This is a genomic window from Streptomyces sp. NPDC001100 (assembly GCF_053598575.1).
The window spans coordinates 160,097-184,141 of the sequence record NZ_JBSFKO010000005.1; the positions used below are offsets into that span (position 1 = coordinate 160,097).

At 71.2% G+C, this 24,045-nt stretch carries 20 protein-coding genes and 1 tRNA gene; 16 read left to right on the forward strand and 5 right to left on the reverse strand.

Translation table 11 applies throughout. The features are described from left to right. The first annotated feature begins 42 nt into the window (after nucleotides 1–42). Complete coding sequence (locus ACWDEW_RS09020) at nucleotides 43–789, forward strand: SDR family oxidoreductase (protein ID WP_450511383.1); 747 nt, start codon at nucleotides 43–45, stop codon at nucleotides 787–789. A 3-nt stretch (nucleotides 790–792) separates the two neighbouring features. Then, a complete protein-coding gene (locus tag ACWDEW_RS09025) occupies nucleotides 793–1,698 on the forward strand; it encodes an SDR family oxidoreductase (protein ID WP_450511001.1) in 906 nt (301 codons plus the stop codon). A 131-nt stretch (nucleotides 1,699–1,829) separates the two neighbouring features. Here ACWDEW_RS09025 and ACWDEW_RS09030 read toward each other — a convergent pair whose 3' ends face one another. Next, a complete protein-coding gene (locus ACWDEW_RS09030; RefSeq protein WP_450511003.1) occupies nucleotides 1,830–2,711 on the reverse strand; it encodes a hypothetical protein in 882 nt (293 codons plus the stop codon). A gap of 171 nt (nucleotides 2,712–2,882) precedes the next feature. Between ACWDEW_RS09030 and ACWDEW_RS09035 the strand changes: the two genes are divergently transcribed. From ACWDEW_RS09035 to ACWDEW_RS09045, 3 genes are all read left to right on the forward strand, one after another. Then, the gene (locus ACWDEW_RS09035; protein WP_450511005.1) at nucleotides 2,883–4,262 is read left to right on the forward strand and encodes a hypothetical protein; all 1,380 of its coding nucleotides are present in this window, start codon (nucleotides 2,883–2,885) and stop codon (nucleotides 4,260–4,262) included. Between the two features lie 201 nt (nucleotides 4,263–4,463). Further along, entirely contained in the window at nucleotides 4,464–5,705 is a 1,242-nt protein-coding gene (locus tag ACWDEW_RS09040; protein ID WP_450511007.1) for an AAA family ATPase, read from the forward strand. Beyond that, nucleotides 5,702–6,967 carry a vWA domain-containing protein gene (locus tag ACWDEW_RS09045; RefSeq protein WP_450511009.1) on the forward strand — a complete coding sequence of 422 codons (1,266 nt, stop codon included), beginning with the start codon at nucleotides 5,702–5,704 and terminating at the stop codon, nucleotides 6,965–6,967. The genes ACWDEW_RS09040 and ACWDEW_RS09045 overlap by 4 nt, the downstream gene beginning before the upstream one ends. Here ACWDEW_RS09045 and ACWDEW_RS09050 read toward each other — a convergent pair. Further along, on the reverse strand, nucleotides 6,898–8,715 hold the full coding sequence (locus tag ACWDEW_RS09050) for a glycoside hydrolase family 35 protein (protein ID WP_450511011.1): 1,818 nt from the start codon (nucleotides 8,713–8,715) through the stop codon (nucleotides 6,898–6,900). The genes ACWDEW_RS09045 and ACWDEW_RS09050 overlap by 70 nt on opposite strands. Before the next feature lie 87 nt (nucleotides 8,716–8,802). Here ACWDEW_RS09050 and ACWDEW_RS09055 point away from each other — a divergent pair, with 87 nt between their 5' ends. The 8 genes from ACWDEW_RS09055 (at nucleotide 8,803) to ACWDEW_RS09090 (ending at nucleotide 18,036) form a co-directional block, all read left to right on the forward strand. Then, complete coding sequence (locus tag ACWDEW_RS09055) at nucleotides 8,803–9,702, forward strand: helix-turn-helix domain-containing protein (RefSeq protein WP_450511013.1); 900 nt, start codon at nucleotides 8,803–8,805, stop codon at nucleotides 9,700–9,702. 34 nt (nucleotides 9,703–9,736) lie between these two features. Further along, nucleotides 9,737–10,087, forward strand: coding sequence for a chorismate mutase (locus ACWDEW_RS09060; protein WP_450511015.1), 351 nt, complete (start codon nucleotides 9,737–9,739; stop codon nucleotides 10,085–10,087). A 153-nt stretch (nucleotides 10,088–10,240) separates the two neighbouring features. Further along, a complete protein-coding gene (locus ACWDEW_RS09065) occupies nucleotides 10,241–10,813 on the forward strand; it encodes a response regulator (RefSeq protein WP_450511017.1) in 573 nt (190 codons plus the stop codon). A 47-nt stretch (nucleotides 10,814–10,860) separates the two neighbouring features. Then, nucleotides 10,861–13,443 (forward strand): aminopeptidase N, encoded by a 2,583-nt coding sequence (gene pepN, locus ACWDEW_RS09070; RefSeq protein WP_450511019.1) that lies wholly within the window; start codon nucleotides 10,861–10,863, stop codon nucleotides 13,441–13,443. A gap of 113 nt (nucleotides 13,444–13,556) precedes the next feature. Then, complete coding sequence (locus ACWDEW_RS09075) at nucleotides 13,557–14,387, forward strand: NmrA family NAD(P)-binding protein (protein ID WP_450511021.1); 831 nt, start codon at nucleotides 13,557–13,559, stop codon at nucleotides 14,385–14,387. A 117-nt stretch (nucleotides 14,388–14,504) separates the two neighbouring features. Next, on the forward strand, nucleotides 14,505–15,872 hold the full coding sequence (locus tag ACWDEW_RS09080; protein WP_450511023.1) for a pyridoxal phosphate-dependent decarboxylase family protein: 1,368 nt from the start codon (nucleotides 14,505–14,507) through the stop codon (nucleotides 15,870–15,872). Beyond that, nucleotides 15,869–17,317, forward strand: a complete 1,449-nt coding sequence (locus ACWDEW_RS09085; RefSeq protein WP_450511025.1) for a lysine N(6)-hydroxylase/L-ornithine N(5)-oxygenase family protein — start codon at nucleotides 15,869–15,871, stop codon at nucleotides 17,315–17,317. Before ACWDEW_RS09080 ends, ACWDEW_RS09085 begins: the two co-directional genes overlap by 4 nt. Nucleotides 17,318–17,382: 65 nt before the next feature. Continuing rightward, nucleotides 17,383–18,036 carry a hypothetical protein gene (locus ACWDEW_RS09090; RefSeq protein ID WP_450511027.1) on the forward strand — a complete coding sequence of 218 codons (654 nt, stop codon included), beginning with the start codon at nucleotides 17,383–17,385 and terminating at the stop codon, nucleotides 18,034–18,036. Here the strand turns inward: ACWDEW_RS09090 and ACWDEW_RS09095 are convergent. Continuing rightward, nucleotides 18,033–19,835, reverse strand: coding sequence for a bifunctional metallophosphatase/5'-nucleotidase (locus ACWDEW_RS09095; RefSeq protein ID WP_450511029.1), 1,803 nt, complete (start codon nucleotides 19,833–19,835; stop codon nucleotides 18,033–18,035). The two genes, ACWDEW_RS09090 and ACWDEW_RS09095, sit on opposite strands and share 4 nt — an antisense overlap. 127 nt (nucleotides 19,836–19,962) lie before the next feature. Here ACWDEW_RS09095 and ACWDEW_RS09100 point away from each other — a divergent pair, with 127 nt between their 5' ends. Together ACWDEW_RS09100 and pyk are read left to right on the forward strand one after the other, a co-directional pair. Next, the gene (locus ACWDEW_RS09100; RefSeq protein ID WP_450511031.1) at nucleotides 19,963–20,682 is read left to right on the forward strand and encodes an SIMPL domain-containing protein; all 720 of its coding nucleotides are present in this window, start codon (nucleotides 19,963–19,965) and stop codon (nucleotides 20,680–20,682) included. 145 nt (nucleotides 20,683–20,827) lie between these two features. After that, on the forward strand, nucleotides 20,828–22,264 hold the full coding sequence (gene pyk / locus ACWDEW_RS09105; protein WP_450511033.1) for a pyruvate kinase: 1,437 nt from the start codon (nucleotides 20,828–20,830) through the stop codon (nucleotides 22,262–22,264). A 10-nt stretch (nucleotides 22,265–22,274) separates the two neighbouring features. Here the strand turns inward: pyk and ACWDEW_RS09110 are convergent, their stop codons facing one another. Together ACWDEW_RS09110 and ACWDEW_RS09115 are read right to left on the reverse strand one after the other, a co-directional pair. Then, nucleotides 22,275–23,021 (reverse strand): helix-turn-helix domain-containing protein, encoded by a 747-nt coding sequence (locus ACWDEW_RS09110; protein ID WP_450511035.1) that lies wholly within the window; start codon nucleotides 23,019–23,021, stop codon nucleotides 22,275–22,277. Nucleotides 23,022–23,126: 105 nt separating this feature from the next. Beyond that, nucleotides 23,127–23,201, reverse strand: a tRNA-Leu gene (locus ACWDEW_RS09115). Nucleotides 23,202–23,304: 103 nt separating this feature from the next. Here ACWDEW_RS09115 and ACWDEW_RS09120 point away from each other — a divergent pair. Beyond that, nucleotides 23,305–23,961, forward strand: a complete 657-nt coding sequence (locus tag ACWDEW_RS09120; protein ID WP_019062225.1) for an ANTAR domain-containing response regulator — start codon at nucleotides 23,305–23,307, stop codon at nucleotides 23,959–23,961. The last annotated feature ends 84 nt before the right edge of the window (nucleotides 23,962–24,045 follow it).

Below are 24,045 nucleotides of genomic sequence, written 5' to 3' on the forward strand. Positions count from 1 at the left end.
CCTGTGGACAACCCCTCTGTGGACAACTCGCCCGACCGCCCGTTGAACGGCCGTACCGTCCTCGTCACCGGCGGCACCCGAGGCGTCGGCGCCGGTATCGCCCGCGCCTTCGTCGAGGCCGGCGCCCATGTGCTGACCTGCGCGCGCAAACCGGCCGAAGTGCCGGTCGAGGGAACCGAGTTCAGCCCCCTGGACCTGCGGGACCCGGACGCCGTGCGGGAGTTCTTCGCGGCGCTGCCCCGGCTCGACGTCCTCGTCAACAACGCGGGCGGCGCGCCGTACCGCCCACTCGTCGACGCGGAGGCCGAACGCCACGCGCGGATCATCGAGTTGAACCTCCTCGCCCCGCTCACCGCCTCCCTCGCCGCGCACGAACACCTCAGGCGGGCCAGGGGCTCGGTCGTGATGATCGGCAGCGTCAGCGGGAGCCGCCCCTCGCCCGGTTCGGCGGCGTACGGGGCGGCCAAGGCCGGACTGGAGAACCTGGCCCGCACGATGGCGGTGGAGTGGGCGCCGGACATCCGGGTCAACACCCTCGTCGTCGGCATGGTCCGCACGGAGTCGGCCCACCTGCACTACGGCGGTGAGGACGCCATCGCGGCCGTCGCCCGCACCGTCCCGCTCGGCCGCCTCGCCGACCCCGCCGACGTGGGTGCGGCGGCGGTCTTCCTCGCCTCTCCCGCCGCCGCGTACATCAGCGGCGCGAGCCTCCTCGTCCACGGCGGCGGGGAGCGGCCGGCCTTCCTGGACGCGGCAACCGCCAACAAGGAGACACGGAAGGAGACATGAGAGATGAGTGCTCTCTGCGACGGCCGGGTCGTCGTCGTCACCGGCGCGGGCCGGGGGCTGGGCCGGGCCCACGCCCTCGCGTTCGCCGCCGAGGGCGCCAAGGTCGTCGTCAACGATCTCGGCGTCGGCCTCGACGGCACCCCGGACCCCGACAGCCCCGCCGCGCAGGTCGTCGCGGAGATCCGCGCGGCGGGCGGCGAGGCGGTGGCCCACGGCGGCGACATCGCCACCGGCACCGGTGCCGCGTCCCTGGTCACGACCGCCCTGGAGACCTACGGCCGCCTCGACACCCTTGTCAACAACGCGGGTTACCTGCGCGACCGGATGCTCGTCAACCTCGGCGAGGACGACTGGGACGCGGTGCTCCGCGTCCACCTGAAGGGCCACTTCCTGCCCCTGAAACACGCCGCCGCGCACTGGCGGGCCGAGACCAAGGCGGGCCGCACCCCGACCGCCCGGATCATCAACACCAGCAGCGGAGCAGGCCTGTTGGGCTCGGTGGGACAGGGCAACTACAGCGCCGCCAAGGCCGGCATCATCGGCCTCACGCTCGTAGCGGCCGCCGAACTGTCCCGCTACGGCGTCCAGGTCAACGCGATCGCCCCCGCGGCGCGCACCCGCATGACGGAACACACCTTCGCCGAGACCATGACGGCCCCCGACTCCGGCTTCGACACGATGGCCCCGGAGAACGTCTCCCCCCTGGTGGTCTGGCTGGGCTCGGCTGCGAGTGCGGGGGTCACGGGCCGGGTCTTCGAGACGGAGGGCGGACGCATCACCGTGATGGAGGGCTGGCGAGCGGGCCCGAGCGCGGACAAGGGGGCGCGGTGGAGTGCGGGGGAGGCGGGGGAGGCGGTACTGAAGCTGCTGTCGGACGCGGAGGTTCCGGGGGCGGTGTACGGGGCGTAGGCGGAAGAAGCTGCACTTGTCAGCCCACCGAGCCTGCCTTTGTGGGTCCACTTCTCGGCGGACCGAGTCGGGTGGGGGGAGGGCAAAGGCCGGGGGGCTGGGGGCGGAGCCCCCAGTGCGGCCCCACCGGCCTACGTGTCGCACTCCAGCACGGTCCGGCACAAGGAACACCGCGCCCGTACCCTTCCCTGCACCGGCACCCTGATCCGCTGATGACACGTGGGGCAGGGAAACGACACCCGCAAGCTCCCGTCCCCGTCCCCGCTGAAGGCGTACGGCACGCCCTTCTGGGCGCCGGGCCCACCCCGCCGGTCGTGCGCGTAGCGCCGCCGCCCCGCCCACCCCGCCGCCGTGAGCGGAGGCTGCTGCTCGTCACGCCGGGCCTGCTCCATGCCCTTGACGTACGCCGTGTAGGCCTGCGGACTCGTGAACCACACCGAGGGATCCTCGCCGAAGACCAGCGCCCGCTTGGCGAGGACGTACCCGAACTCCTCCGGCGTGAGGTAGCCGAGCTTCTGCGAGGACGCCGAGTCCTCCCGGTACGCGTCCAGGAGCAGCCACCCCGCGCCGAGATACGTCGCCGCCGTGTCCGTGAGGATCTCGTTCTCCCGGGTGCCGGGGAAGGACAGGTCCAGGCGGTGCAGGTAGACATGCATGACCTCGTGCGCGAGAGCCGCGCCGATGTCCCGGCGATGCGTGCGGAACCGGTCGTTCAGCTCCACGAAGTACTCGGGCCCGGCCGTGAGTTCGACGTTCGCCGCATGCGTCATCTCACGGAAGCTGACGATCAGCCGGGCATCCGGGAGCCGGTAGTGCCGGACCATCTCCCGGGCCACCCGCTGCGCCCCCAGATGCAGGTCGTCCGTGTCGCAGAACGCCACGTCGACGGGGGCCACACTGGTCGCGAACGTCTGGACGGTGTCGTACGACAAGCGCTTGTAGAGCGCGGTGATGGAGTCCCGCACCGTGTCCAGATGCGGGTAGCCGTGCTCGACCGGTCCGTCGTCCGCCACGTCCACAACCCCCAGAGACGCCCTGAACCCGCATCCACTCTATGCCGAGGGGCGCGGATGCACGCCCCCAATAATTCCCTGCCGGATCGCGGCCGAGAAGGCTATGCTCCCCGCGATGACGACTCACTCTGTTCACAGAATGGGGGTCCCGTCCGCGCAAGGTGAGTGCTGATGCCCTCTCACCCCGCGAACGGGAATTCCCGGATTTCCTTCTGGCCGCGCGTGCGCGAGTTCGCCGTGCCGCCCTCCATGATCGAGACCGCCGCGGTCCGCCGCGCCGCCGGGGACTGGGCGGGCGCCTGCGCCGCCGCCGGTGTCGACATCGATCTCGACCTGCGTTCCGTCGCGCGTACCCACGGCCGGGAACTGGCCGCCCGGGTGCGCGCCGATCTCCGCCGACTCGCCCCCGACCTGCTCCGCTGGCATCTGCCGAGGATCGCGCCCGACGGGCTGCTGCGCCCGGGGCTGACCCTCACCTTGGCCCGCTACGGACACGATGCCGCGCACCCGCTCCACCTGGTGGTCCGGACCCCTCCGGCCTGGGCGGACGGCGGCCAGCGGATCGGCCTCGCGCTGTGGGACGGCACGCACCGCGAGGCCGTAGCGCGCAGGCATCCGCATCCCCGGCCGAGCCGACGGTTCCGCCTCGACCTGCACCGGCACCTGTGGGACGCGGACCGCAGCGGTGAACTGCGGGTCCGGTCCGGGGCCGACCGGCCGCCCGGCGACGGACCTCCACCGATCCCGGCTCCGCCGGACACAGTGCCCGAGGCGTGGAACTGCGCCGTCGACCGGTGGGCGGACGAGGCGGCGATCCTGCTGCACGCGGAGGGGAGGCCGTCCGGTCCCGTCACCGTACGGTTCGGTTCCCGGCACCGGTTCGTACTGGCGCCGGATCCGGTCACGGACACCCTGCGGATCACCCCGGCACCGACCGACGGCAGCGCCGCCGCCCTCCCGGTCCTGCCCGACGCGGCGACCTGGGTCCCGCCCGACCTGCAACTCCTCCGCACCGGCGCGATCGAGGCCGATCGGCTCCATCCGCTGGTCGCCGCCGCACTCGTACCGGATCGTCCCCGGCCGACCGGTCCCGCACCGAGTCCGGACCGGGCGGGGCAACCGCACCTGGTCGCATGCCGGGGCGCCCTGCACCGGATCGGCCTCGTCGACGGTGTACTGGCCCCCCTGGACCACGACCCGGACGAGATCCGGCGCGAGGAACTGCTGGTCGCGCTGACCGGCACCCCGCTGCCCTGCCTCCAGGCCGTCGACGACGCCCACCGCCACCCGGACTGCCTCACCGGCGTCCGCGAACGCCTCATCCACGGCGATACCGCCGGCGCGCTGGCCGTCGTAGAGGGACTGCTCGGTCCCGACGCGGTGCTGCGCGGTGGCGCGCTGCGGGACGAACTCCGGGCCGCGGCGCAACGACGGCTCACGTACGGGCTGTTCAGGGCAGGCCTGACCGGCCCCGGACCCCGATCCGGCCACTTCTTCCCGGGCCTTCCGCAGCCCCGGAAGGAACGCCCCCGCCGCACCAACGGCCACTGAACGCACGGAACTTCGCCCCGCCCCGCACCAACGGCCGCCGGCTCCACGGAACTTCGTCCCGCCGCCCAACAGCCCTTGACCGTACGGAACGTCGCCCCGCCGCACCAACGGCCCTTGACCGCACGGGACTTCACACCAGTCCTCGTGCGCGCCCCATCCCTCACCCACGCACGCCCCACCACAACCCAAAGGTGACCCCATATGCCCACACGCACGCTGTACGCCGCCACCGACACCCCCGCCCACCCCACCCGACTCGACGTCGCCGACGACCTGTTGACCCTCCTGCGCGACACCACCACCGAACCGCGCCCCGACAACCAGCTGGAGGCCCTGACCCTGGCCGTCGCCGCCGACCTCCCCGTGCTGCTGTGGGGCGAGCCGGGCATCGGCAAGACGGCGGCCCTGACCCAGCTCGCCGCGGCCCTGGACCTGCCGTTGACGACGGTGATCGCCAGCGTGCACGAACCGTCCGACTTCTCCGGGCTGCCCGTCGTGGGCGACGACCCCGCCGAGCAGGGCGTCCCGATGGCCCCGCCGGACTGGGCCGTACGGCTCGTACGGGCGGGCCGGGGGCTGCTGTTCCTGGACGAGTTGTCGACCGCGCCGCCCGCCGTGCAGGCCGCGCTGCTGCGGCTGGTGCTGGAGCGGCGGATCGGTGCGCTCCAACTGCCGCCCGGGGTGCGGATCGTGGCCGCCGCCAACCCGCGGTCCTCGGCGGCCGACGGCTGGGAGCTGAGTCCGCCGCTGGCCAACCGGTTCGTGCACCTCCAGTGGACCCACGACCACGAGGTCGTCGTACGCGGCCTCGGCGGCACCTGGCCCCGGGCGACCCTGCCGCTTCTCGACCCGGAGAAGCTGCCCGGAGCCGTGGACTACGCGCGCCGCGCGGTGTGCGGACTGCTCACCGGCCGCCCCAAGCTGGTCCACCAACTGCCCAGCAGCGAGGCGCGGCGGGGCGGTGCCTGGCCCTCGCCCCGGAGCTGGGACATGGCCGTGTGCCTGACCGCGTTCGCCACCGCGGCCGGCTCCTCCCGGGAAGTGCTGTCCCTGCTGGTCCGAGGCACGGTCGGGGACGGCCCCGGGCTGGAACTGCTGGCCGCGGTGGACCGGATGGACCTCCCCGACCCCGAGACGTTCCTCGCCGATCCGGCCGCCGGCGAGCTGCCCGAGCGCGGGGATCTGCGCCAGGCCGTCCTCGACGGCGTGGTGGCCGCGGTCCGCAACCGTCCCGACCGGGCCCGCTGGGACGCGGCCTGGGCGCTCCTGGTCCGGGCGCTGGAGACCGGTGCCCCGGACCTCGTCGTCGTCCCCGCGACCACCCTCGCCTCGCTGCGCCGGGAGGACTGGGACGTACCCGCGTCCATCGAGCAACTGGCCGGAGTGGTCGCCCTGTCGCAACGGGCGGACCGCGCCGCCGCGACCGTGAAGGGCGGCCGATGAACCCGGACCCGGCCACGGAACTCGACGTGGACCTCGACCTCGACAAGCTCTTCGCCGCCCGCCTCTACGCGGCCCGCGTCCGCCCCTACCTGGCCACAGCCCTGTTCGCCCTGCACACCGTCGCGTCCCGGCAGGTGCCGACGATGGCCGTCGACCGGCACTGGCGCTGCTACGTCTCGCCGGGGTTCGTGGACCGGACGCCGGTCGAGGACCTGGCCGGAGTCTGGGTCCACGAGGTCTCCCACCTGCTGCGCGACCACCACGGACGCGGCGACCGCCTCGCCCGCGAACGCGGACTGACCGGCCCGGGGGAGCGGCTGCGGATGAACATCGCCGCCGACATGGAGATCAACGACGACGCGTACGGCGAGGGCCTGGTCACCCCCGCAGGCGCGATCAAGCCGAAGACACTGGGACTGCCCGCCGGGAACCTGATGGAGGACTACCTGCGCTGGTTCCAACTGGGGCCGCGCACCCAGGCGTTGGCCTGGCTGGACTGCGGCAGCGGCGCCGACGGGCTCGACCGGGGCTGGGAGCTGGGCCCGGACGGCGCCCACGGGCTCAGCGAGCAGCAGCGCGACGCGGTCCGCTTCCGGGTGGCCCAGGGCATCACCGGCCACCCGGGCAGCACCCCGAGCGGCTGGCGGCGGTGGGCCGAGGAAGCCTTCCATCCGCCGCAGCCCTGGCGGGAGTTGCTGGGCGCGGCGGTCCGCTCGGCGGTCTCCGCCCCCGGCGCGGGCGAGGACTACAGCTACGGCAGGCCCTCGCGCCGCTCGGCCGGACTGCCCGGCGTGGTGCTGCCGAGCCTGCGCCGCAGACCGCCCCGGGTCTGCGTGGTCATCGACACCTCCGGGTCGGTCAGCGACGCCGAACTGGGCAGCGCGCTCCTCGAAGTCGCCGCGATCTCCAGGGCGGTCGGCGGCCGCCGCGACCTGGTCACCGTGGTGTCCTGCGACGCGGCGGCCCGGGTCGCGCAACCACTGTGCCGCGCCGAGGGCATCGAGCTGCTGGGCGGCGGCGGGACGGATCTGCGCACCGGCTTCACCAAGGCGCTGCGCACCGGGCCCGACGCCGTCGTGGTCCTCACCGACGGCCAGACCCCCTGGCCGGAGCGGCAGCCACCGTGCCGGACGGTGGTGGGCCTGTTCCCGCGCCGGTACGAGACCGGGACGTACGCCGAGGACGACCCCGACTACGTGCCGGACACCCCGCCCGACTGGGCCCGCGTGGTCGAGATCGGGTCCGCCCCCGTCTCCCGCTGAGCACGCAGGGAGACGGACTTCCCGGCGAACGGCGCCTCCTGGAGCTCAAGGACCCACACGTCGTTCACCCCTTCCCGCAGAACTGGCCCGGGCACGTACAGCTCCCGCTGCGGCCCGGCCGACCAGTACCGCCCCAGGTTGAACCCGTTCACCCACACGAACCCCCGCGTCCAGCCCGGCAGTTCGAGTACGGCGTCCCCGGCGCCCCGCACCTCGACGGTGCCCCGGTACAGGCCGGGGGAGTCACCCGGGGGCAGCGCCCCCAGCGCGATGCCCTCGACGTCGTCCAGCGCGTCCAGCCGCAGCCCACGCGCGCGGACGTCGTGCAGATACTGCCGCTCGTGCAGCAGGCCCCCGGTGATGCCCTTCGGCTCCCCGAGCCGGGGCCCGTAATTGGCCCTCCCCAGGGACTCCACCCACAGCTCCACGCGCGCGTGCCCGGCGACGGGCTCCTTGAGCTGCTCGTCGCCCTCCGTGAGGATCCCGGCCCGCTCCCCGTCGACGTAGACCACGGCCAGGTCCCGCAGCCCCCGCGCGGTGAGCGGATACGCGGCGCGCGGTCCCGGCACGGTCACCGCGTAGCGGACGAGACCGCGGTCGACGTCCAGCTCCTCGAAGGTGGGCGGGACCGGACCTTCGGACTCCGGTCCGCCGCGTGCCTCCAGGACGTCGCTCAAGGGCGCCCAACCGGTCAGGCTCGCCTCGGCCGGGTCGCCCAACACGGGCGGTGCGGGCGGGAGTCCGGGCAGCGGGGCGTCGGCGTACTCGGCGAACACCTCGCGCAGGCGCCAGAACTTCTCCGTGGGGCGCCCGTACTCGTCGATCGGGGCGTCGTAGTCGTACGACGTCACGTCGGGCTCCAGCGGGCCGTCGTGCAGGGCGCCGCCGCCCCGGTTGGCGCCCGCCCAGCCGGCGAAGTTGGTGCCGCCGTGCGCCATGTAGACGTTGACCGACGCGCCGCACTCCAGGATCTCCCGCAGGGCGGACGCCGCGTCCTCGGCCGCGCGGACGACGTGTTCGCCGCCCCAGTGGTCGAACCAGCCGCACCAGAACTCCATGCACATCAGCGGTCCCTCGGAGCGGAAGGCGCGCAGCGTCTCGAAGGCCTCGCGCGCGTGGGACCCGAAATTCACCGTCGCCAGGACACCGGGGAGCGAGCCGCCGTCCAGCATGTGGTCCTCGGGACCGTCCGAGGTGCACAGCGGAACCGCCACCCCCAGGTCGCGCAACATCCCCTCCAGGCGCCGCAGATAGACCGCGTCGGAGCCGTAACTGCCGTACTCGTTCTCGACCTGCACCATGACCACCGGTCCGCCCCGGTCGATCTGGCGCGGCACCACCTCGGTCAGCAGCCGGCGGAACCAGCGCTCCAGGTGGCTCAGAAAGCGTGCGTCGCGGGTACGCGCGCGTGGCCCCAACTCGCCGGTCAGCCAGTGCGGCAGGCCGCCGTTCTCCCACTCCGCGCAGATGTACGGCCCCGGGCGCACGATCGCCCACAGGCCCGCCTCCCGGGCCGCGTCCAGGAACCTGCCCAGCGCCGCCACGTCCCGGAAGTCGCCCGGCGCCGGCTCGTGCAGGTTCCACGGGACGTACGTCTCCACGCAGTTGAGGCCCATCGCCCGCAGCATCGCCAGCCGGTGCCCCCACTGCGCCTCGTGCACCCGGAAGTAGTGCAGCGCCCCGGACAGCAGCCGCACCGGCCGCCCGTCCAACAGAAAGTCCCTGTCGCCCACGGTGAACTCGCTCATGCACCGACTCTCTCCCCTTGGCGGCGATCACGTCCATGGACAAAGATCGCCACTACTTGGACCGAGTGACGCGTGAGGGGGCCGCGGATGTACCACACCTGGATGCGGTTCTTCACGCCCACACCCGCCCACCACCGCCTCGGCCTCGCCTGCCTCGGCGTCGGCCTCCAGTACGGCGCGCTGCCCACCGTCGGCCCCCGCACCCTCGACCACCACGTGGCCGTGGTGATCAGCGCGGGCGCCGGCTGGTACCTGACCCCCGACGGCCGCCGCACCACCGTCACCGCGCCCGCGCTGCTGTGGCTCACCCCCGGAGTGCCGCACCACTACGCGCCCGACCCCGGCGCCGGCTGGGACGAGGGTTTCGTCGACTTCACCGGACCCGCGACGGCGACGTACACCGAACTCGGCTACATCGAGCCGGAGCGGCCCGTGGTGGCCCTCTCGGACGCGAGCGGACCCCGCGCGGTCATCGGGCGCATGGCCCGCGCCGCACGGCGCGGAAACCCCCTCCTGGAGGTGGAGACCGGCGCCGCCGTCCACGAACTCCTCGTCGCCCTGCGCCGCGCCCGCGCCGACCTCGCCCCCGACGGCGACCCGGTCCTCCAGGGCCTCGCCCGCGACGCCTGCCTTCCGCTGACCGTCGCCGACCACGCGGCCCGGCACGGCATGACCCCCGCCGCCCTGCGCGCCGCAGTCCGCCGAGGCGCCGGCTGCAGCCCCAAGGACTACCTCCTCGGCATCCGCCTGGGCCGCGCCAAGGAACTCCTCGCCGCCACCGAACTCCCCGTCGCCGCCGTCGCCCGCCGCGTCGGCTACGACGACCCCGCCTACTTCTCCCGCCTGTTCACCCGCCGCGTCGGCATGCCCCCCGTCCGCTTCCGCGCCCAGCAGGGCCGCACCGTCCCCGGCGGCTGGAGCGACCAGGTCCCCGATCCGGCCGATCCGCCGGTCATCGGGTGGGCGCACTCCACGGAGCTCGGATGATCGGCTGCGCGCACTCCACGTAGGGTGGTCGCCCATGACCACCAGCAACAACGGAACCGGTGACGTCGACCCCGCCGTGCGCGAGGAACTGACCAGGCTGCGCGACAGCATCGACAACATCGACGCGGCCGTCGTCCACATGCTCGCCGAACGCTTCAAGGCCACCCAGCAGGTCGGCTTCCTCAAGGCCAACCACCGGCTGCCGCCCGCCGACCCGGCCCGCGAGGCCCGCCAGATCGAGCGCCTGCGCACCCTTGCCGAAAACGCCAAGCTGGACCCGGCGTTCGCCGAGAAGTTCCTCAACTTCATCATCGCCGAGGTGATCAGGCACCACGAGCGCATCGCCGAGGACGCCGTGAACGGCGGTTCACCCACGGCGAACTGACCGCACGGGGCCCGTAAGGGGCGTGACACCGGGGTGTGTTCGGGGTGATGCTGCGCTGTGCACTTGCATGTGCACTCCTCGTCAACTGACGGGCACACCCCGTCAGCGCCTGCGTCATAAGCTGGTCGTCCCACGCGGGAGGGACCTCGGGTCATGCCGTCGGATGCCAGGATCCTCATCGTCGACGACCATGAGGACACGCTGTACGCGCTGGAGAGCGCCCTCGCCCCGCTGGGCTACCGGCTTGCCCGCGCCACCAGCGGCGACGAGGCGCTCAAGCAGGTGCTCCGCGGCCAGGTCGGCCTGCTCCTCCTCGACGTGCGGATGCCCGGCGTCAGTGGCCTGGACGTGGTCCGCTACCTGCGCCGCCTCGAACAGACCCAGCACATCCCCGTCGTCCTCCTCACCGGCTTCGGCCTCGACCCCGAACTGACCGCCACCGCCTTCGGCCTCGGCGTCGCCGACCTCATCACCAAACCCGTCGACCCCTGGACCCTGCGTACCAAGATCCGCTACCTCTACGACGCCCACCAGCGCCACCGGGCCCTGGAACAGGAGCTCCGCGACCTGCGCGCCCTCCTCAAGGAGCCCCAGGAAACCCGCCCCGCCCTGCCACACCCGGACGCGCGCGTGCCCTGCCAGCGAGACCCCCAGAACACCGACGCCACCCCCGCCCCCACCTCCCCTCCCACCGCCACCCCGACCTCCGCCCCCGACCGGACATAGGCCGCGTACCGGACCGACTCTGTGCCATGTCGGTGCCATCAGGCAGCATGTCCACCATGTCCGTACTGACGCGCGACGAAGCGCAGACCCGTGCCAGGCTCCTCGACGTCCACCGCTACACGATCGAACTCGATCTGACGACGGGCGAAGACACCTTCGACTCCCGCACCGTCATCCGGTTCACCGCTCGTGCCGACGCGGACACCTTCGTCGAACTCAAGCCCGCCGAGCTGCGCTCCGTCACCCTCGACGGACACCCCCTGGACCCGGAGCAACTCGTCGAGAACCGGCTCCCGCTGCCCGCCCTCACCGCCGGCGAGCACGAACTGCGCGTCGACGCGAGCATGCGCTACTCCCGCACCGGCGAGGGCATGCACCGCTTCACCGACCCCACCGACGGCGAGACCTACCTCTACACCCAGCTCTTCATGGAGGACGTCCAGCGCGTCTTCGCCGCCTTCGACCAGCCCGACCTCAAGGCCGTCTTCGACCTCACCGTGACCGCCCCCGAAGGCTGGACCGTCCTCGCCAACGGCATCACCGAACACCTCGGCGAAGGCCGCTGGCAGGCCGCCCCCACCCCCCTCATCTCCACCTACCTCGTCGCCGTGGCCGCGGGCCCCTGGCACTCGATCCGCACCGAACACCGCGGCCTGCCCTTCGGCATCCACTGCCGCCGCTCCCTGGCCCCCCACCTCGACGCGGACGCCGAGGAGATCCTCGACATCACCCGCCAGTGCTACGACCGCTACCACGAGAAGTTCGAGGAGCCCTACCCCTTCGACTCCTACGACCAGGCCTTCGTCCCCGAGTTCAACGCCGGCGCCATGGAGAACCCCGGACTCGTCACCTTCCGCGACGAGTTCGTCTACCGCTCCGCCGTCACCGACACCGAGCGCCAGACCCGCGGCATGGTCATCGCCCACGAGATGGCCCACATGTGGTTCGGCGACCTCGTCACCCTCCAGTGGTGGGACGACATCTGGCTCAACGAGTCCTTCGCCGAGTACATGGGCTACCAGACCCTCACCGAAGCCACCCGCTTCACCGACACCTGGACCGACTTCGGCGTCGTCCGCAAGGCCTGGGGCTACGACGCCGACCAGCGCCCCTCCACCCACCCCGTGGCCCCCGAGAACGTCGACGACACCGCCTCCGCCCTCCTCAACTTCGACGGCATCTCCTACGCCAAGGGCGCCTCCGCACTACGGCAGTTGGTGGCCTGGCTCGGCGAGAAGGACTTCCTCGCCGGCATCAACACCCACTTCGCCCGCCACAAGTTCGCCAACGCCACCCTCGCCGACTTCCTCGACTCCCTCGCCTCCGGCACCGAACGAGACGTCCACGCCTGGGCGGACGCATGGCTGCGCACGACGGGGGTGGACACGCTCACGCCCGAGGTCCGGACCGAGAACGGAAACTGGCACCTCGACATCCGGCACGAGGGCAGCCCCGGAGTCCTGTCCAAGCCCGACCCCTCCCTGGACCACGACGGCCTCACGCACCTCAGCACCCTCGTACCGGCCGGCGCCAGCCGCCCGCACCGCATCACCATCGGCCTCTACGACCACGACCTCCATGACGCGGGCCGCCTGATCCCCCGCGACCGACTGGAGGCGGACGTCCCCGCCACCGGCGACATCGGCATCAGCGCCGGCGCCCCCCGCCCCGCCCTCGTCCTCCTCAATGACGGCGACTTCACCTACGCCAAGATCCGCTTCGACGCCGAGTCCCTCGAAACGGTCCGCACCAGCCTCTCCGGCCTCCCCGAACCCCTCACCCGCGCGGTCGTCTGGAACGCCCTGCGCGACACGGTCCGCGACGGCGAACTCCCCGCCTCCGCCTACCTGGACGCCGCCCGCGCCCACCTCCCGCACGAGACGGACCTCGCCCTCGTCCAGGGCGTCCTCGCCTTCGCCTCCGCCCAGGTCACCGACCGCTACCTCACCCCCGAGGCCCGCCCGGTCGCCCTCGCCACCCTCACGGACCTGTGCCGCGACCTCATCCGCCGCACCGAGGACGGCTCCCACCCCGGCCTGCGCCTCATCGCCGTACGCCACTTCATCGACGTCGCCGCCCACCCCGACACCATCGCCGCCTGGCTCGCCGAAGGCACCGTCCCCGGCGGTCCCGAGCTGGACCCCGAGCTGCGCTGGCGCGTCCTGGCCCGTCTCGCCGTCCTCGGCGCCGCCGAAGAGACCGCGATCGCGGCCGAGTTGGCACTCGACCCGTCCGCCACCGGCCAGGAAGGCGCCGCCCGCTGCCGCGCCGCCCTGCCCGACCCCGAGGCCAAACGCACGGCCTGGGACGCGATGTTCAGCACCGACGACCTCTCCAACTACCTCTTCACCGCCACCGCCCAGGGCTTCTGGCAACCCGAACAGGCCGATCTCGTACGGGAGTACGTGCCGCGCTTCTACGAGGACGCGGTCACCCTCGCCGCCCGCCGCGGCCCCGCCATGGCCGACGCAGCAGGCCGCTGGGCCTTCCCCGCCCACGCCGTCGACCCCGAAGCCCTCCGCCTCGGCCAGGAATGCCTGCGCGACGCCGACCTCACCCCGTCCCTGCGCCGCAAGCTCGCCGACCAACTCGACGACCTGGCAAGGGCGTTGCGCGTCCGCGAGGCGTAGGACCCGCGCCCTACGCCCCCACGGGCACGCCTCGTCCCTGCCGACGATGCGGCGGGCTGATCGTCCTTCCTAGGCTCGCTGCCGACAAGGACGATCAGCCCCAGGAGGAACCCGTGATCGTAGTGACAGGCGCCACCGGCAACGTCGGCCGCGCCCTGGTCGAACGCCTCACCGCCGCGGGCCGGCCCGTGCGGGCGCTGACGCGCGACCCCCAGCGAGCCGGATTACCGCGGCAGGCAGAGGTCGTCCGCCACCAACTCGACGACCCCGCCGCCCTGTTCACCGGCGCCACCCAGCTCTTCCTGAACTTCCAGGCCACCGGCGACACGACCCAGGAACTCCTCGACGCCGCCCGCGCGGCCGGCGTCCGGCACGTCGTCATGCTCTCCTCCGGAATCATCCGCGAGGGCGCCGACACCAGCCACCCCATCCACATCTGGCACGCCAAGGCCGAACAACAGGTACGCGACAGCGGCCTCGCGGCGACCGTCCTGCGGCCCAACGCCTTCGCGGCCAACGCCCTCCAGTGGGCCCCGCAGATCCGCGCGGGCGACACCGTACGCGGCCCCTTCGCCGACGGCGTCTCGGCACCGATCCACGAGGACGACATCGCCGCCGTCGCCGAACGCACCCTCCTCGACCCCGGCCACGAAGGCGCCGCCCACCGCCTCACCGGCCCCGAACCGGTCACCACGGCCCAGCAGATCACCGCGATCGGCCACGCCATCGGCCGCGACCTGCGCTTCACCGAGATCCCCGTGGACGAGGTCGGCCCCGAACTCTTCCCCCACGTACCCCCGGAGATGCTCCCCGGCCTCCTCAAGGCCTTCGGCGGCAGCGTCGGCACGACCCCGGAGATCACCACCACGGTGGAGGAGATCACCGGCGTACCGGCCCGCCCGTTCACCACCTGGGCGAAGGACCACGCGGACGACTTCCGCTGACCCTCCCACCCCGCTCACACAACACTTTCGGGTTCTGATCGTTGTTCTTCCCGGGCGCGCCGACCCATCCGGGTACAAGCTGGAACTCCCCCTGCCCCGCGCCCCGGAGGACAGCCCATGAGCAACGCGCCCCTCGCCTCAGGCGCCCAAGGCCCGGACGCCCTACGGCCGTTGCTCGACACCGTCCTCGACGCCCTCGGCACCGGACGCCGCGCACGCGGCGGACCCTTCCCCGCCGGCGGCCCCGACGCGGTCGCCGCCCGCATACGGGACGCCGCAGGGGACGTACTCCCGGACGAAGGCGACCCGACCGCCCTGCGCACCCTCGTGCACGCCCTCGCCGAAGGCGCCGCCGACCCCGCCGACCCGCTCTGCGCGGCCCACCTGCACTGCCCGCCGCTCGCCGTCAGCGCCGCCGCCGACCTCGCCGTCAGCGCGCTCAACCCCTCCCTCGACTCCTGGGACCAGGCCCCCGCCGCCTCCGCCCTCGAAGCCCTCGTCACCCGCACCCTCGCCCACGAGATCGGCCTCGCCGACGCCCTCGTCACCACCGGCGGCACCGAAGCCAACCAACTCGCCCTGCTCCTCGCCCGCGAAGCCCACAGCGGCACCGTGCAACTGGTCTGCGGAAGCAACGCCCACCACTCCCTGCCCCGCGCCGCCTGGCTCCTCGGCCTGCCCGACCCCGTCGTCGTCCCCGCCCCCGCCGGCACCCTCGACCCCGCCGCCCTCGACGAAGCCCTCACCGCACTGCCCGGCCCCCGCGGCTCCGTCCTCGTCGCCGCCACCGCCGGCACCACCGACGCCGGACTCATCGACCCGCTCCCCGAGATCGCCGGCCTCTGCGCCGCCCACGGCGCCCGCCTCCACATCGACGCCGCCTACGGCGGAGGCCTCGTCTTCAGCGACCGCCACCGCGACAAACTCGCCGGCCTCGACCGCGCCCACACCGTCACCCTCGACCTGCACAAACTCGGCTGGCAGCCCGTCGCCGCCGGCCTCCTCGCCGTACGCCACCCCCGCGACCTCGCCGCCCTCACCCAGCGCGCCGACTACCTCAACGCCGACGACGACACCGAAGCAGGCCTCCCCGACCTCCTCGGCCGCTCCATGCGCACCACCCGACGCCCCGACGTCCTCAAACTCGCCGTCACCCTGAAAACCCTCGGCCGCACCGGACTCGGCACCCTCGTCGACCAAGTCTGCGCCCGCGCACGGGAGTTCGCCGCCATGATCCACAACCACCCCGGCTTCGAGCTCTACGACCCGCCCGTCATCAGCACCGTCCTGTTCCGGCCCGCCGAAGCCACCGACGAAGCCGTGGCCGCCGTACGCCGACAACTCCTCCACGACGGACGCGCCGTCCTCGGCCGCGCCGCCCTCGACGGCCGGCTCTGGCTCAAGGCCACCCTCCTCAACCCCCACACCCGGCCCGACGACCTGGCCGCCCTCCTGAAACTCGTGGAAGGACACACCCCCCGATGAACCACCCCCCGACGGGTCACCCCCAGACCCCCAACCCCCCACGCCACGAACCCGATCCACCCCGCGACCTGGTCGGCATCGGCATCGGCCCCTTCAACCTCTCCCTCGCCGCCCTCGCCCACCCCCTCACCGAACTCGACACCACCTTCTACGAACAGCGCCCCGGCTTCGACTGGCACCCCGGCCTGCTCATCGACGGCACCACCGTCCAAGTCCCCTTCCTCGCCGACCTGGTGACCCTCGCCGACCCCGCCAGCCCCTGGTCCTTCCTCAACTACCTCAAGGCCCGCGACCGGCTCTTCCCCTTCTACTTCGCCGAGCGCTTCCGCATCCAGCGCGCCGAATACGACGCCTACTGCCGCTGGGTCGCCGCCAGCCTCCCCGGACTCCACTTCGGCCACCAGGTCGACGCCGTCCGCTTCAACCCCGAACGCGACGTCTTCGAGGTCGACTTCACCCAGCTCGACAGCGACGGGGAGGCCGAGGCGCTGGGCCGTACCTACACCAAGAACATCGTCCTCGGCATCGGCACCGCCCCCTACGTCCCCGACCCGCTCAAACCCCTCGTCGAAGCCCCCGGCGTCCCCGTGATCCACGCCGCCGACTACCTCGCCCACCGCGAGACCCTCCTCGCCGCCGAACACATCACCGTCATCGGCTCGGGACAGACCGGCGCCGAAGTCTTCCTCGACCTGCTCCGCAACCGGCCCGCAGGCCACGAGAAACTCCACTGGATCGGCCGCAGCGAGGCCTTCGCCCCCATGGAGTACTCCAAGCTCGGCCTGGAACACTTCACCCCCGACTACACCCGCTACTTCCACGCCCTCGCCGAACCCGTCCGCGACCGCCTCGTCACCGCACAGTGGCAACTCCACAAGGGCATCGACGCCGACACCATCGCCGCCATCCACGACGAGCTCTACCGCCGTACCCTGCACGGCGGCTGGCCCGACGCCGTCCTCACCCCCGGCGTCCGCGTCCGCACGGCGGGCCGGATCGCGACCACCAAGGTCGAACTCCACCTGGAACACGTCCAGCAGAACACCCGATCCCGCCTCACCACCGACGCCGTCGTCCTCGCCACCGGCTACCGCGAACGCCCCCTCGGCCGCATCCTCGCCGGACTCGACCCCTACCTGCGCCGCGACAGCGCCGAACGCCCGCGCGTCGACGAGCAGTTCAGACTCGTCCTCGACCCCTCCGTCACCGGCGCCGGCTGCCACGTCTACGTCCAGAACGCCGAACTCCACACCCACGGAGTCGGCGCCCCCGACCTCGGCCTCGCCGCCTGGCGCAGCGCCACCATCCTCAACTCCCTGACCGGCAAAGAGCCTTACCCCCTGCCGGACCGAACCGCGTTCACGACCTTCGGCCTCGACCCCCAGCCGCAGATCCCCCCGGCCCGGCAGGCCCGGACCCTCACCCCCCTCGTCGAGGGAAGGTAGAAAACGGAGAGCAAAAAACGCGCAAGGACAGGAAGACGCCCGACGGCGGCGGCGTCGGGCCCGCCATGACAACGACGTGGATCGCAGCCCACCGCTCCGCCGTCCTCAGCCCCCACGAGGACTTCCACCTCTTCGAACCCCGCGGCCTCACCGACCAGACCGTACGGCAGTCCCTGCGCCTGGCCGGAGACGGTGACGCACTCCGCATCAGGCTCACCAACCGCTACGGCAAGGAACCCCTGGACATCGGCGGCGCCCACCTCGCCACCCGCACCCGGGGCAGCGGCATCGCCCCCGCCACCGACACCCCGCTGACCTTCTCCGGAGCCCCGACCGCCACGATCCCCGCCGGCGAAGAACTCCTCAGCGACCCCGTCGAACGGCCCGCCCACGCGGGCGAGGAACTCGTCCTCAGCCTCCATCTGCCGGGCGACACCGGACCGACCACCTACGCCGCCGTCGCCCACGACACCGGACACACCGTCCCCGGCAACCAGCTCTCCGCCGAAGTCCTCCACGACCCCGAAGAGCTGACGACCAGTCACCTCATCGCCGGCGTCGACGTCCTGGCGCCCGCCGACACCCGCATCGCCGTCGCCGACCCCGGCCAACCCACCTGGATCCGCGCCGAGTTCAACGCCGGCGACGGCCTCCACGTCAACGACGCCGGCGCGAAAGCCATCGCCGACGCCATCGACACCACCCTGCTCACGCTCTAGAACACCGGCGTCCCGTCCCGGGTCAACTTCCAGTCCACCGAGGCGAACTCCGCCGGATCCAGCACACCCTTCGCGGTCACCCACTCCGCGATCCGCGTCCGGATCTCCGTCGACTCCGACCACACCTCGGTCGCCGACGCCACATGCGGGAACGCACCGCCACCGTTCGCCCGGTAGTTGTTCACCGCCAGCACGAACTGCTGCGCGTCGTCCAGCGCCGCACCGTTGTACGTCAGGTTCCTGATCCGCGAACCCGCGGCCTGCGCGATGTCGATGTCGTACGAGAACCCCGACACGTAGTCGTAGTTGTAGTCCGGACGGCCGCCCGCATTCGTCAACTTCTCCGTGTCCACAACGGCATCCGCCGCCGTCTGCACGAAGTACGCCGCCGAGTACTCCAGGTACGCCCGCACCTGAGCACCCGTCAGCAGCTTCGCCACCAGCGTGTTGTCGTACACGTACAGACCCGACAGATCCCGGATCGTCACCTCGCCCGCAGGAATCTCCGACGTCCGCGAGAACGGCGACGCCTGCGCGACCACCGGCAGCGACGCATACGCCGTCCCCGCCAACGCCGCCTTCACCACGTCCTCCTGGACCTTGGTGATGAGGTCGATGATCGGCGCGTCCTTGTACCGAGCCTCGACGGTCGTCAGCGTCGCCGTCGCCGTACCGACCACCTGGTTGACGTACTCCACGACCAGCGCGTGCTCGTCCCTCAGCAACCGCGTGATCTTCGGATCGTCCGCGACCGTCTTCGCGTCCCGCAGCGAAGCCGCCACCGACTCGACGACCCAACGCCCCTTCTCGAAGACCAACTCGAAGTCGAACACGCTCAACCGCTCGGCGAAGCACAGCGGTTCGGACAGCACCACCGTCCTCCCCGTCACCGTGTTCGTCACCTTCAACTCCGGGATCTCCACATGCGCGTGCCCGACGAGAATCGCGTCGATCCCGGGCACCTGCTGCGCTACCAGCGCCGCCGAGTTCTCCACGTACGGCAGCTGGTCACCGTACGACGACGTCCCCGACGACCCCGAATGCGCCGACACCACGACGACGTCCGCCCCCATCGACCGCAGCTTCGGCACCCACTTCGCCGCCTGCTCCTCAAGCCCCGGGAACGTCAACTTCCCCTGCACATACGCCTTGTCCCAGATCGCGATACCCGGGTTGGTGAGCCCGAGGACCGCCACCTTCACCGGCGGAGCGCCCGGCACGTGGAACTTCTTGATGAAGTACGGCGGGAAAGCGGGCTTCAGCGTCTTCGCGTCCAGCGCGTTCGCGCCCAGCAGCGGAAAACGGCACTGGTCCTCGAACTTCCGCAGCGTCTCGATGCCGTAGTTGAACTCGTGGTTGCCCAGCGCCGCCGCGTCGTACCCGATCGCGTTCATCGCCTGCGCCATCGGATGCACCGGACCACCCTTCGCGGTGATCGGATCCACCTTCGCGAAGTAGTACGTCAGCGGAGTGCCCTGGATCGTGTCACCCGCGTCCAGCAGCAGCGTGTTCCGCCGACCCTTCTCCTGCCGGATCTGGTTCACCAGCGTCGACACCCGCGCCAGACCCATCGCGTTGCCCTTGGCGTCCGCGTACTCCGCGTCCTTGAAGTAGTCCCAGTTGAAGACATGCCCGTGCAGATCCGTCGTGCCCATCACGGTCAGCGAGTACCGCTTGGCGGGCCTGCCCGGCCTCTTCTCCGCGGCCTGCGCCGCCGGAGCCGCCGCCGCACCGGCCAACGCGACCCCGGCACCCGTCACGGCGGACTTCTTCAGGAACTTCCGGCGATTCAAGGGCATGTCTCGATCTCCTCGGGAAACGGTCAACAACGCGCGTAGATTCTTACTTGCTTCTTACTGGATGCGACAGGTCCCGCAGGTTTCGATCTGATGACCAGCAGGCGGCACGGCTGACAGAGTGGGACGTATGACCACGCCCAGCACGGACGACCAGCAACCCCCCGTCCCCTACGGCACCCCCGACGCCCCCCGCATCGCCGTCCGCGGCGAAGCCCGCCTCGAAGTCGACCCCGAGATCGCCCGCATCGGCATCACCGTCGCCGCCCGCGGCCGCGACCGCCGCACCGCCCTCGACGACCTCACCCGCCGCAACGCCGCCGTCCTCGACCTGGTCAAAAGCTACGGCGAAGCAGTCGAACGCCTCGAAACCGGCGGCTTCTCCATCACCCCCGAACTCAACCCGCACGCCCGCGGCGAACGCGTCCGCGCCTACCTCGGCCGCGTCCACATCACCGCCGAACTCTCCGACTTCACCGCACTCGGCGAACTCACCACCCGACTCGCCGACCTCGACATCACCCGCGTCGACGGCCCCTCGTGGGCCCTGCGCCCCGACTCACCCGTCCACCGCCAGGCCCGCCGGCAAGCCGTCCGCGAAGCCGTCCAACGCGCCCGCGAATACGCCGAAGCCCTCGGCACCACCCTCGCCGCCCTCGTCGAACTCGCCGACATCGGCGCCGAGAACGCCGAAACCTACGGCACCCCCCAACGCCGTATGCGCTCCATGTCCCTCGCCGGCACAGCCGCCGAGGACACCGCCGCCGCACCCCTCGACCTCGAACCCCAACGGCAACACGTCTACGCCCAGGTCAACGCACGCTTCACGATGGCACCCCCGATTCTGTGACCGGAGTTCACAGGGCGACCATTCGAACGCTCATTGGAGCACCCCACCGCACATTCAAGCCTTGTCAATAACCCTTCACCCAAAGGTTGTTGAGTAGTCATGCGCGACCAATTCCCTACCCGTCGGTAAGGCCTAGGCTCAAACCATGCGCCGAGCAAAAATCGTCTGCACTCTGGGCCCCGCCACCGACTCGTACGACCAGATCAAAGCCCTGGTCGAAGCCGGAATGGACGTAGCCCGCTTCAACCTCAGCCACGGCACCCACGCCGAACACGAGGAGCGCTTCCACCGCGTCCGAAAGGCCGCCGAAGAGACCGGCCGCAGCATCGGAATGCTCGCCGACCTTCAAGGCCCGAAGATCCGACTCGGCCCATTCACCGAAGGCCCCGTACTCCTTGAACGCGGAGACACCTTCACCATCACCGTCGAAGACGGCGCCGAAGGCGACCGCCAGTCCTGCGGCACCACCTACGCCGGCCTCGCCACCGACGTCACCCCCGGCGAACGCGTCCTCGTCGACGACGGCAAGGTCTGCCTCGAAGTCACCTCCGTCGACGGCCCCCGCGTCCACACCAAGGTCGTCGAAGGCGGCATGGTCTCCGACCACAAGGGCCTCAACCTCCCCGGAGTCGCCGTCTCCGTCCCCGCCCTCTCCGACAAGGACGAGGACGACCTCCGCTGGGCGCTGCGCTCCGGCTTCGACGTCATCGCCCTCTCCTTCGTCCGCAGCGGCAAGGACATCGACGACGTCCACCGCATCATGGACGAGGAGGGCCACCGCCTCCCCGTCATCGCCAAGGTCGAGAAGCCCCAGGCGGTCGAGGCCATCGACGGCATCGTCGCCGCGTTCGACGGCATCATGGTGGCGCGAGGAGACCTCGGCGTGGAAATGCCTCTGGAACAAGTCCCGATCGTCCAGAAGCGAGCCATCAAACTCGCCAAGCGCAACGCCAAGCCGGTCATCGTCGCCACCCAGATGCTCGACTCGATGATCGAGAACTCCCGCCCGACCAGGGCAGAGGCCTCCGATGTCGCGAACGCCATCATCGACGGCACGGACGCCGTGATGCTCTCCGGCGAGACCAGCGTCGGCAAGTACCCCATCGAGACGGTCAGCACGATGTCCCGCATCGTCGAAGCGGCCGAGGAGGACATCCTCGCCAAGGGCCTGCCCCCGCTGACCGAACGCAACAAGCCCCGAACCCAGGGCGGAGCGGTGGCCCGGGCCGCGGCGGAAATGGGCGACTTCCTCGGCGCGAAGTTCCTGGTCGCCTTCACCCAATCCGGCGACACGGTACGGCGGTTGTCCCGCTACAGGTCCCCCATCCCCGTGATGGCCTTCACCCCCGACCCGGCCACCCGCGCCCAACTCACCCTCACCTGGGGCGTGGAGACGATCCTCGGCCCGCACGTCGGCTCCACCGACGCGATGGTCGACCAGGTGGACGAGCTCCTCCTCAAATACGGCCGCTGCCAGAAGGGCGACATCGTCGTCATCACCGCGGGCTCGCCCCCCGGAGTGGCCGGCTCGACGAACCTCGTCCGCGTGCACCATGTCGGCGAGGACGACAGTCCCAAGTAGGGGTGAGGGATCAGTGTTTGGGGCCTACGTGGGTGTCCATTAGGGCTACTGAGGCTTTGCGGGCGACGGAGATGTTGTGGGCGTTCGCCTGTTTCCAGCTGACGCCGACTTTGTCGAGGGTGTCGGTGTAGAGCTGCCTGATGTCCGCGGACAGGTTGGTGAAGAAGTAGCGGGGATATTCGTAGCGCTTTCGCTCACCGCCTACGACGCGAGTCGTCCAGTTGGTGATTCGGCAGCCGTCCGAGTGGATGAGGCCCCGGATGAATTCCCAGGGGTGGGCGTCGACGATTTCCTGCTGCCAGGGTTCGAGGGCGATACGGCGCTCGTGCTTCTTGCCAGGGGCGTGCTGGGGGAACAGATTGGGCCAGTGCCGGAAGTAGCTGGTGACCATCGAGTAACCCTCCTTCTGGAGTGTGTAGACGCCGATGCCCGGGCGCACCTTCTTGATGGCTTCGCGGCACAGTTGAAGGAGCCCTGGCCATGCATTGGCGCATGCGATCCTCAAGTAGTAGCCGGTTCCTCGGGGATGGGCGCTGATGCAGCCGTCGCCGAGGTAGAGGCCAAGGAGGTACGCGTATGCGGGGTCGTCGGCGGGTGGTCCGGGGTCCGGAGTCGAGATGCTGGGCAGCGGTTCGAGCCGATCCTGCCAAGAGCGGATCGCTGCGCGTGAGATGCCGGTCGCGCGGCTCGCGGAGTTGAGGCTGCGGCCTTGTTCGACCAGTGCGAGGGCTCGCTTGCGTGTGCTGATGTCGTACATGTGGACACTCTGTGAGAGTGATCGCGAGGACACGCAGCAAAAGGCGGAGGTTCACGCGAACGTGAACCTCCGCTTGTCGTGCCAACCTTCGATTTGAAGGAAAAGTGCCCCGAGTCGGACTCGAACCGACACTGTACGGGTTTTGAATCCGTTGCCTGCTGCCAATTGGGCTACCGGGGCCCGCGAAATCCAAGGTTTCCCCTGACCCTCCGCGCGTCCACCATATCGTAGCTAGGTAGGCTCTTGCTCAGCACTACCCCCGTGCCCTGAACGAGGAGCCCCCGTGACCGCCCCCGAGTCGCCCCAGCCCGTAGACGCGCCCGACGACGACAAGTCGCACGTGCCTCCGCTGACGACCCGTGTCGTCATCGCCGAGGACGAGGCCCTGATCCGGCTCGATCTCAAAGAGATGCTCGAAGAAGAGGGGTACACCGTCGTCGGTGAGGCCGGTGACGGTGAGCAGGCCGTCGAGCTGGCCCGTGAGCACAAGCCCGACCTGGTGATCCTCGACGTGAAGATGCCGAAGCTGGACGGTATCTCCGCCGCCGAGAAGATCGCCGAGGAGGGCATCGCGCCCGTGCTGATGCTCACCGCGTTCTCGCAGCGCGACCTTGTGGAGCGGGCTCGGGACGCCGGTGCGATGGCGTACCTGGTGAAGCCGTTCAGCAAGAGTGACGTCGTGCCCGCGATCGAGATGGCGGTGTCGCGCTTCACCGAGCTGAAGCAGCTGGAGCAGGAGGTCGCCGACCTCACGCTGCGGCTGGAGACCCGCAAGCTGGTCGACCGTGCGAAGTCGATTCTGCAGACCGAGTACGGGCTGTCCGAGCCCGCCGCGTTCCGGTGGATCCAGAAGACGTCGATGGACCGTCGGATGTCGATGCAGCAGGTCGCCGAGGCGGTCATCCAGGACGCGGACGAGAAGAAGTCCTCGAAGGGCTGACACGCAGGACGGTGACTACGACGAGGCCCGCGCCCCCAGCTTGGGGGCGCGGGCCTCGTCGTAGGGAAGAGTGGCGGCAGGGAC

What these genes read in the sequence shown, in the direction of transcription:
- ACWDEW_RS09035 (WP_450511005.1), top strand. Translation starts at nt 2,883, where the DNA reads ATGCCCTCTCACCCCGCGAACGGGAATTCCCGGATTTCCTTCTGGCCG.
- pyk (WP_450511033.1), top strand. Translation starts at nt 20,828, where the DNA reads ATGCGCCGAGCAAAAATCGTCTGCACTCTGGGCCCCGCCACCGACTCG.
- ACWDEW_RS09025 (WP_450511001.1), top strand. Translation starts at nt 793, where the DNA reads ATGAGTGCTCTCTGCGACGGCCGGGTCGTCGTCGTCACCGGCGCGGGC.
- ACWDEW_RS09065 (WP_450511017.1), top strand. Translation starts at nt 10,241, where the DNA reads ATGCCGTCGGATGCCAGGATCCTCATCGTCGACGACCATGAGGACACG.
- ACWDEW_RS09050 (WP_450511011.1), bottom strand. Translation starts at nt 8,715, where the DNA reads ATGAGCGAGTTCACCGTGGGCGACAGGGACTTTCTGTTGGACGGGCGG.
- ACWDEW_RS09060 (WP_450511015.1), top strand. Translation starts at nt 9,737, where the DNA reads ATGACCACCAGCAACAACGGAACCGGTGACGTCGACCCCGCCGTGCGC.
- pepN (WP_450511019.1), top strand. Translation starts at nt 10,861, where the DNA reads ATGTCCACCATGTCCGTACTGACGCGCGACGAAGCGCAGACCCGTGCC.
- ACWDEW_RS09045 (WP_450511009.1), top strand. Translation starts at nt 5,702, where the DNA reads ATGAACCCGGACCCGGCCACGGAACTCGACGTGGACCTCGACCTCGAC.
- ACWDEW_RS09095 (WP_450511029.1), bottom strand. Translation starts at nt 19,835, where the DNA reads ATGCCCTTGAATCGCCGGAAGTTCCTGAAGAAGTCCGCCGTGACGGGT.
- ACWDEW_RS09100 (WP_450511031.1), top strand. Translation starts at nt 19,963, where the DNA reads ATGACCACGCCCAGCACGGACGACCAGCAACCCCCCGTCCCCTACGGC.
- ACWDEW_RS09040 (WP_450511007.1), top strand. Translation starts at nt 4,464, where the DNA reads ATGCCCACACGCACGCTGTACGCCGCCACCGACACCCCCGCCCACCCC.
- ACWDEW_RS09110 (WP_450511035.1), bottom strand. Translation starts at nt 23,021, where the DNA reads ATGTACGACATCAGCACACGCAAGCGAGCCCTCGCACTGGTCGAACAA.
- ACWDEW_RS09090 (WP_450511027.1), top strand. Translation starts at nt 17,383, where the DNA reads ATGACAACGACGTGGATCGCAGCCCACCGCTCCGCCGTCCTCAGCCCC.
- ACWDEW_RS09055 (WP_450511013.1), top strand. Translation starts at nt 8,803, where the DNA reads ATGTACCACACCTGGATGCGGTTCTTCACGCCCACACCCGCCCACCAC.
- ACWDEW_RS09085 (WP_450511025.1), top strand. Translation starts at nt 15,869, where the DNA reads ATGAACCACCCCCCGACGGGTCACCCCCAGACCCCCAACCCCCCACGC.
- ACWDEW_RS09080 (WP_450511023.1), top strand. Translation starts at nt 14,505, where the DNA reads ATGAGCAACGCGCCCCTCGCCTCAGGCGCCCAAGGCCCGGACGCCCTA.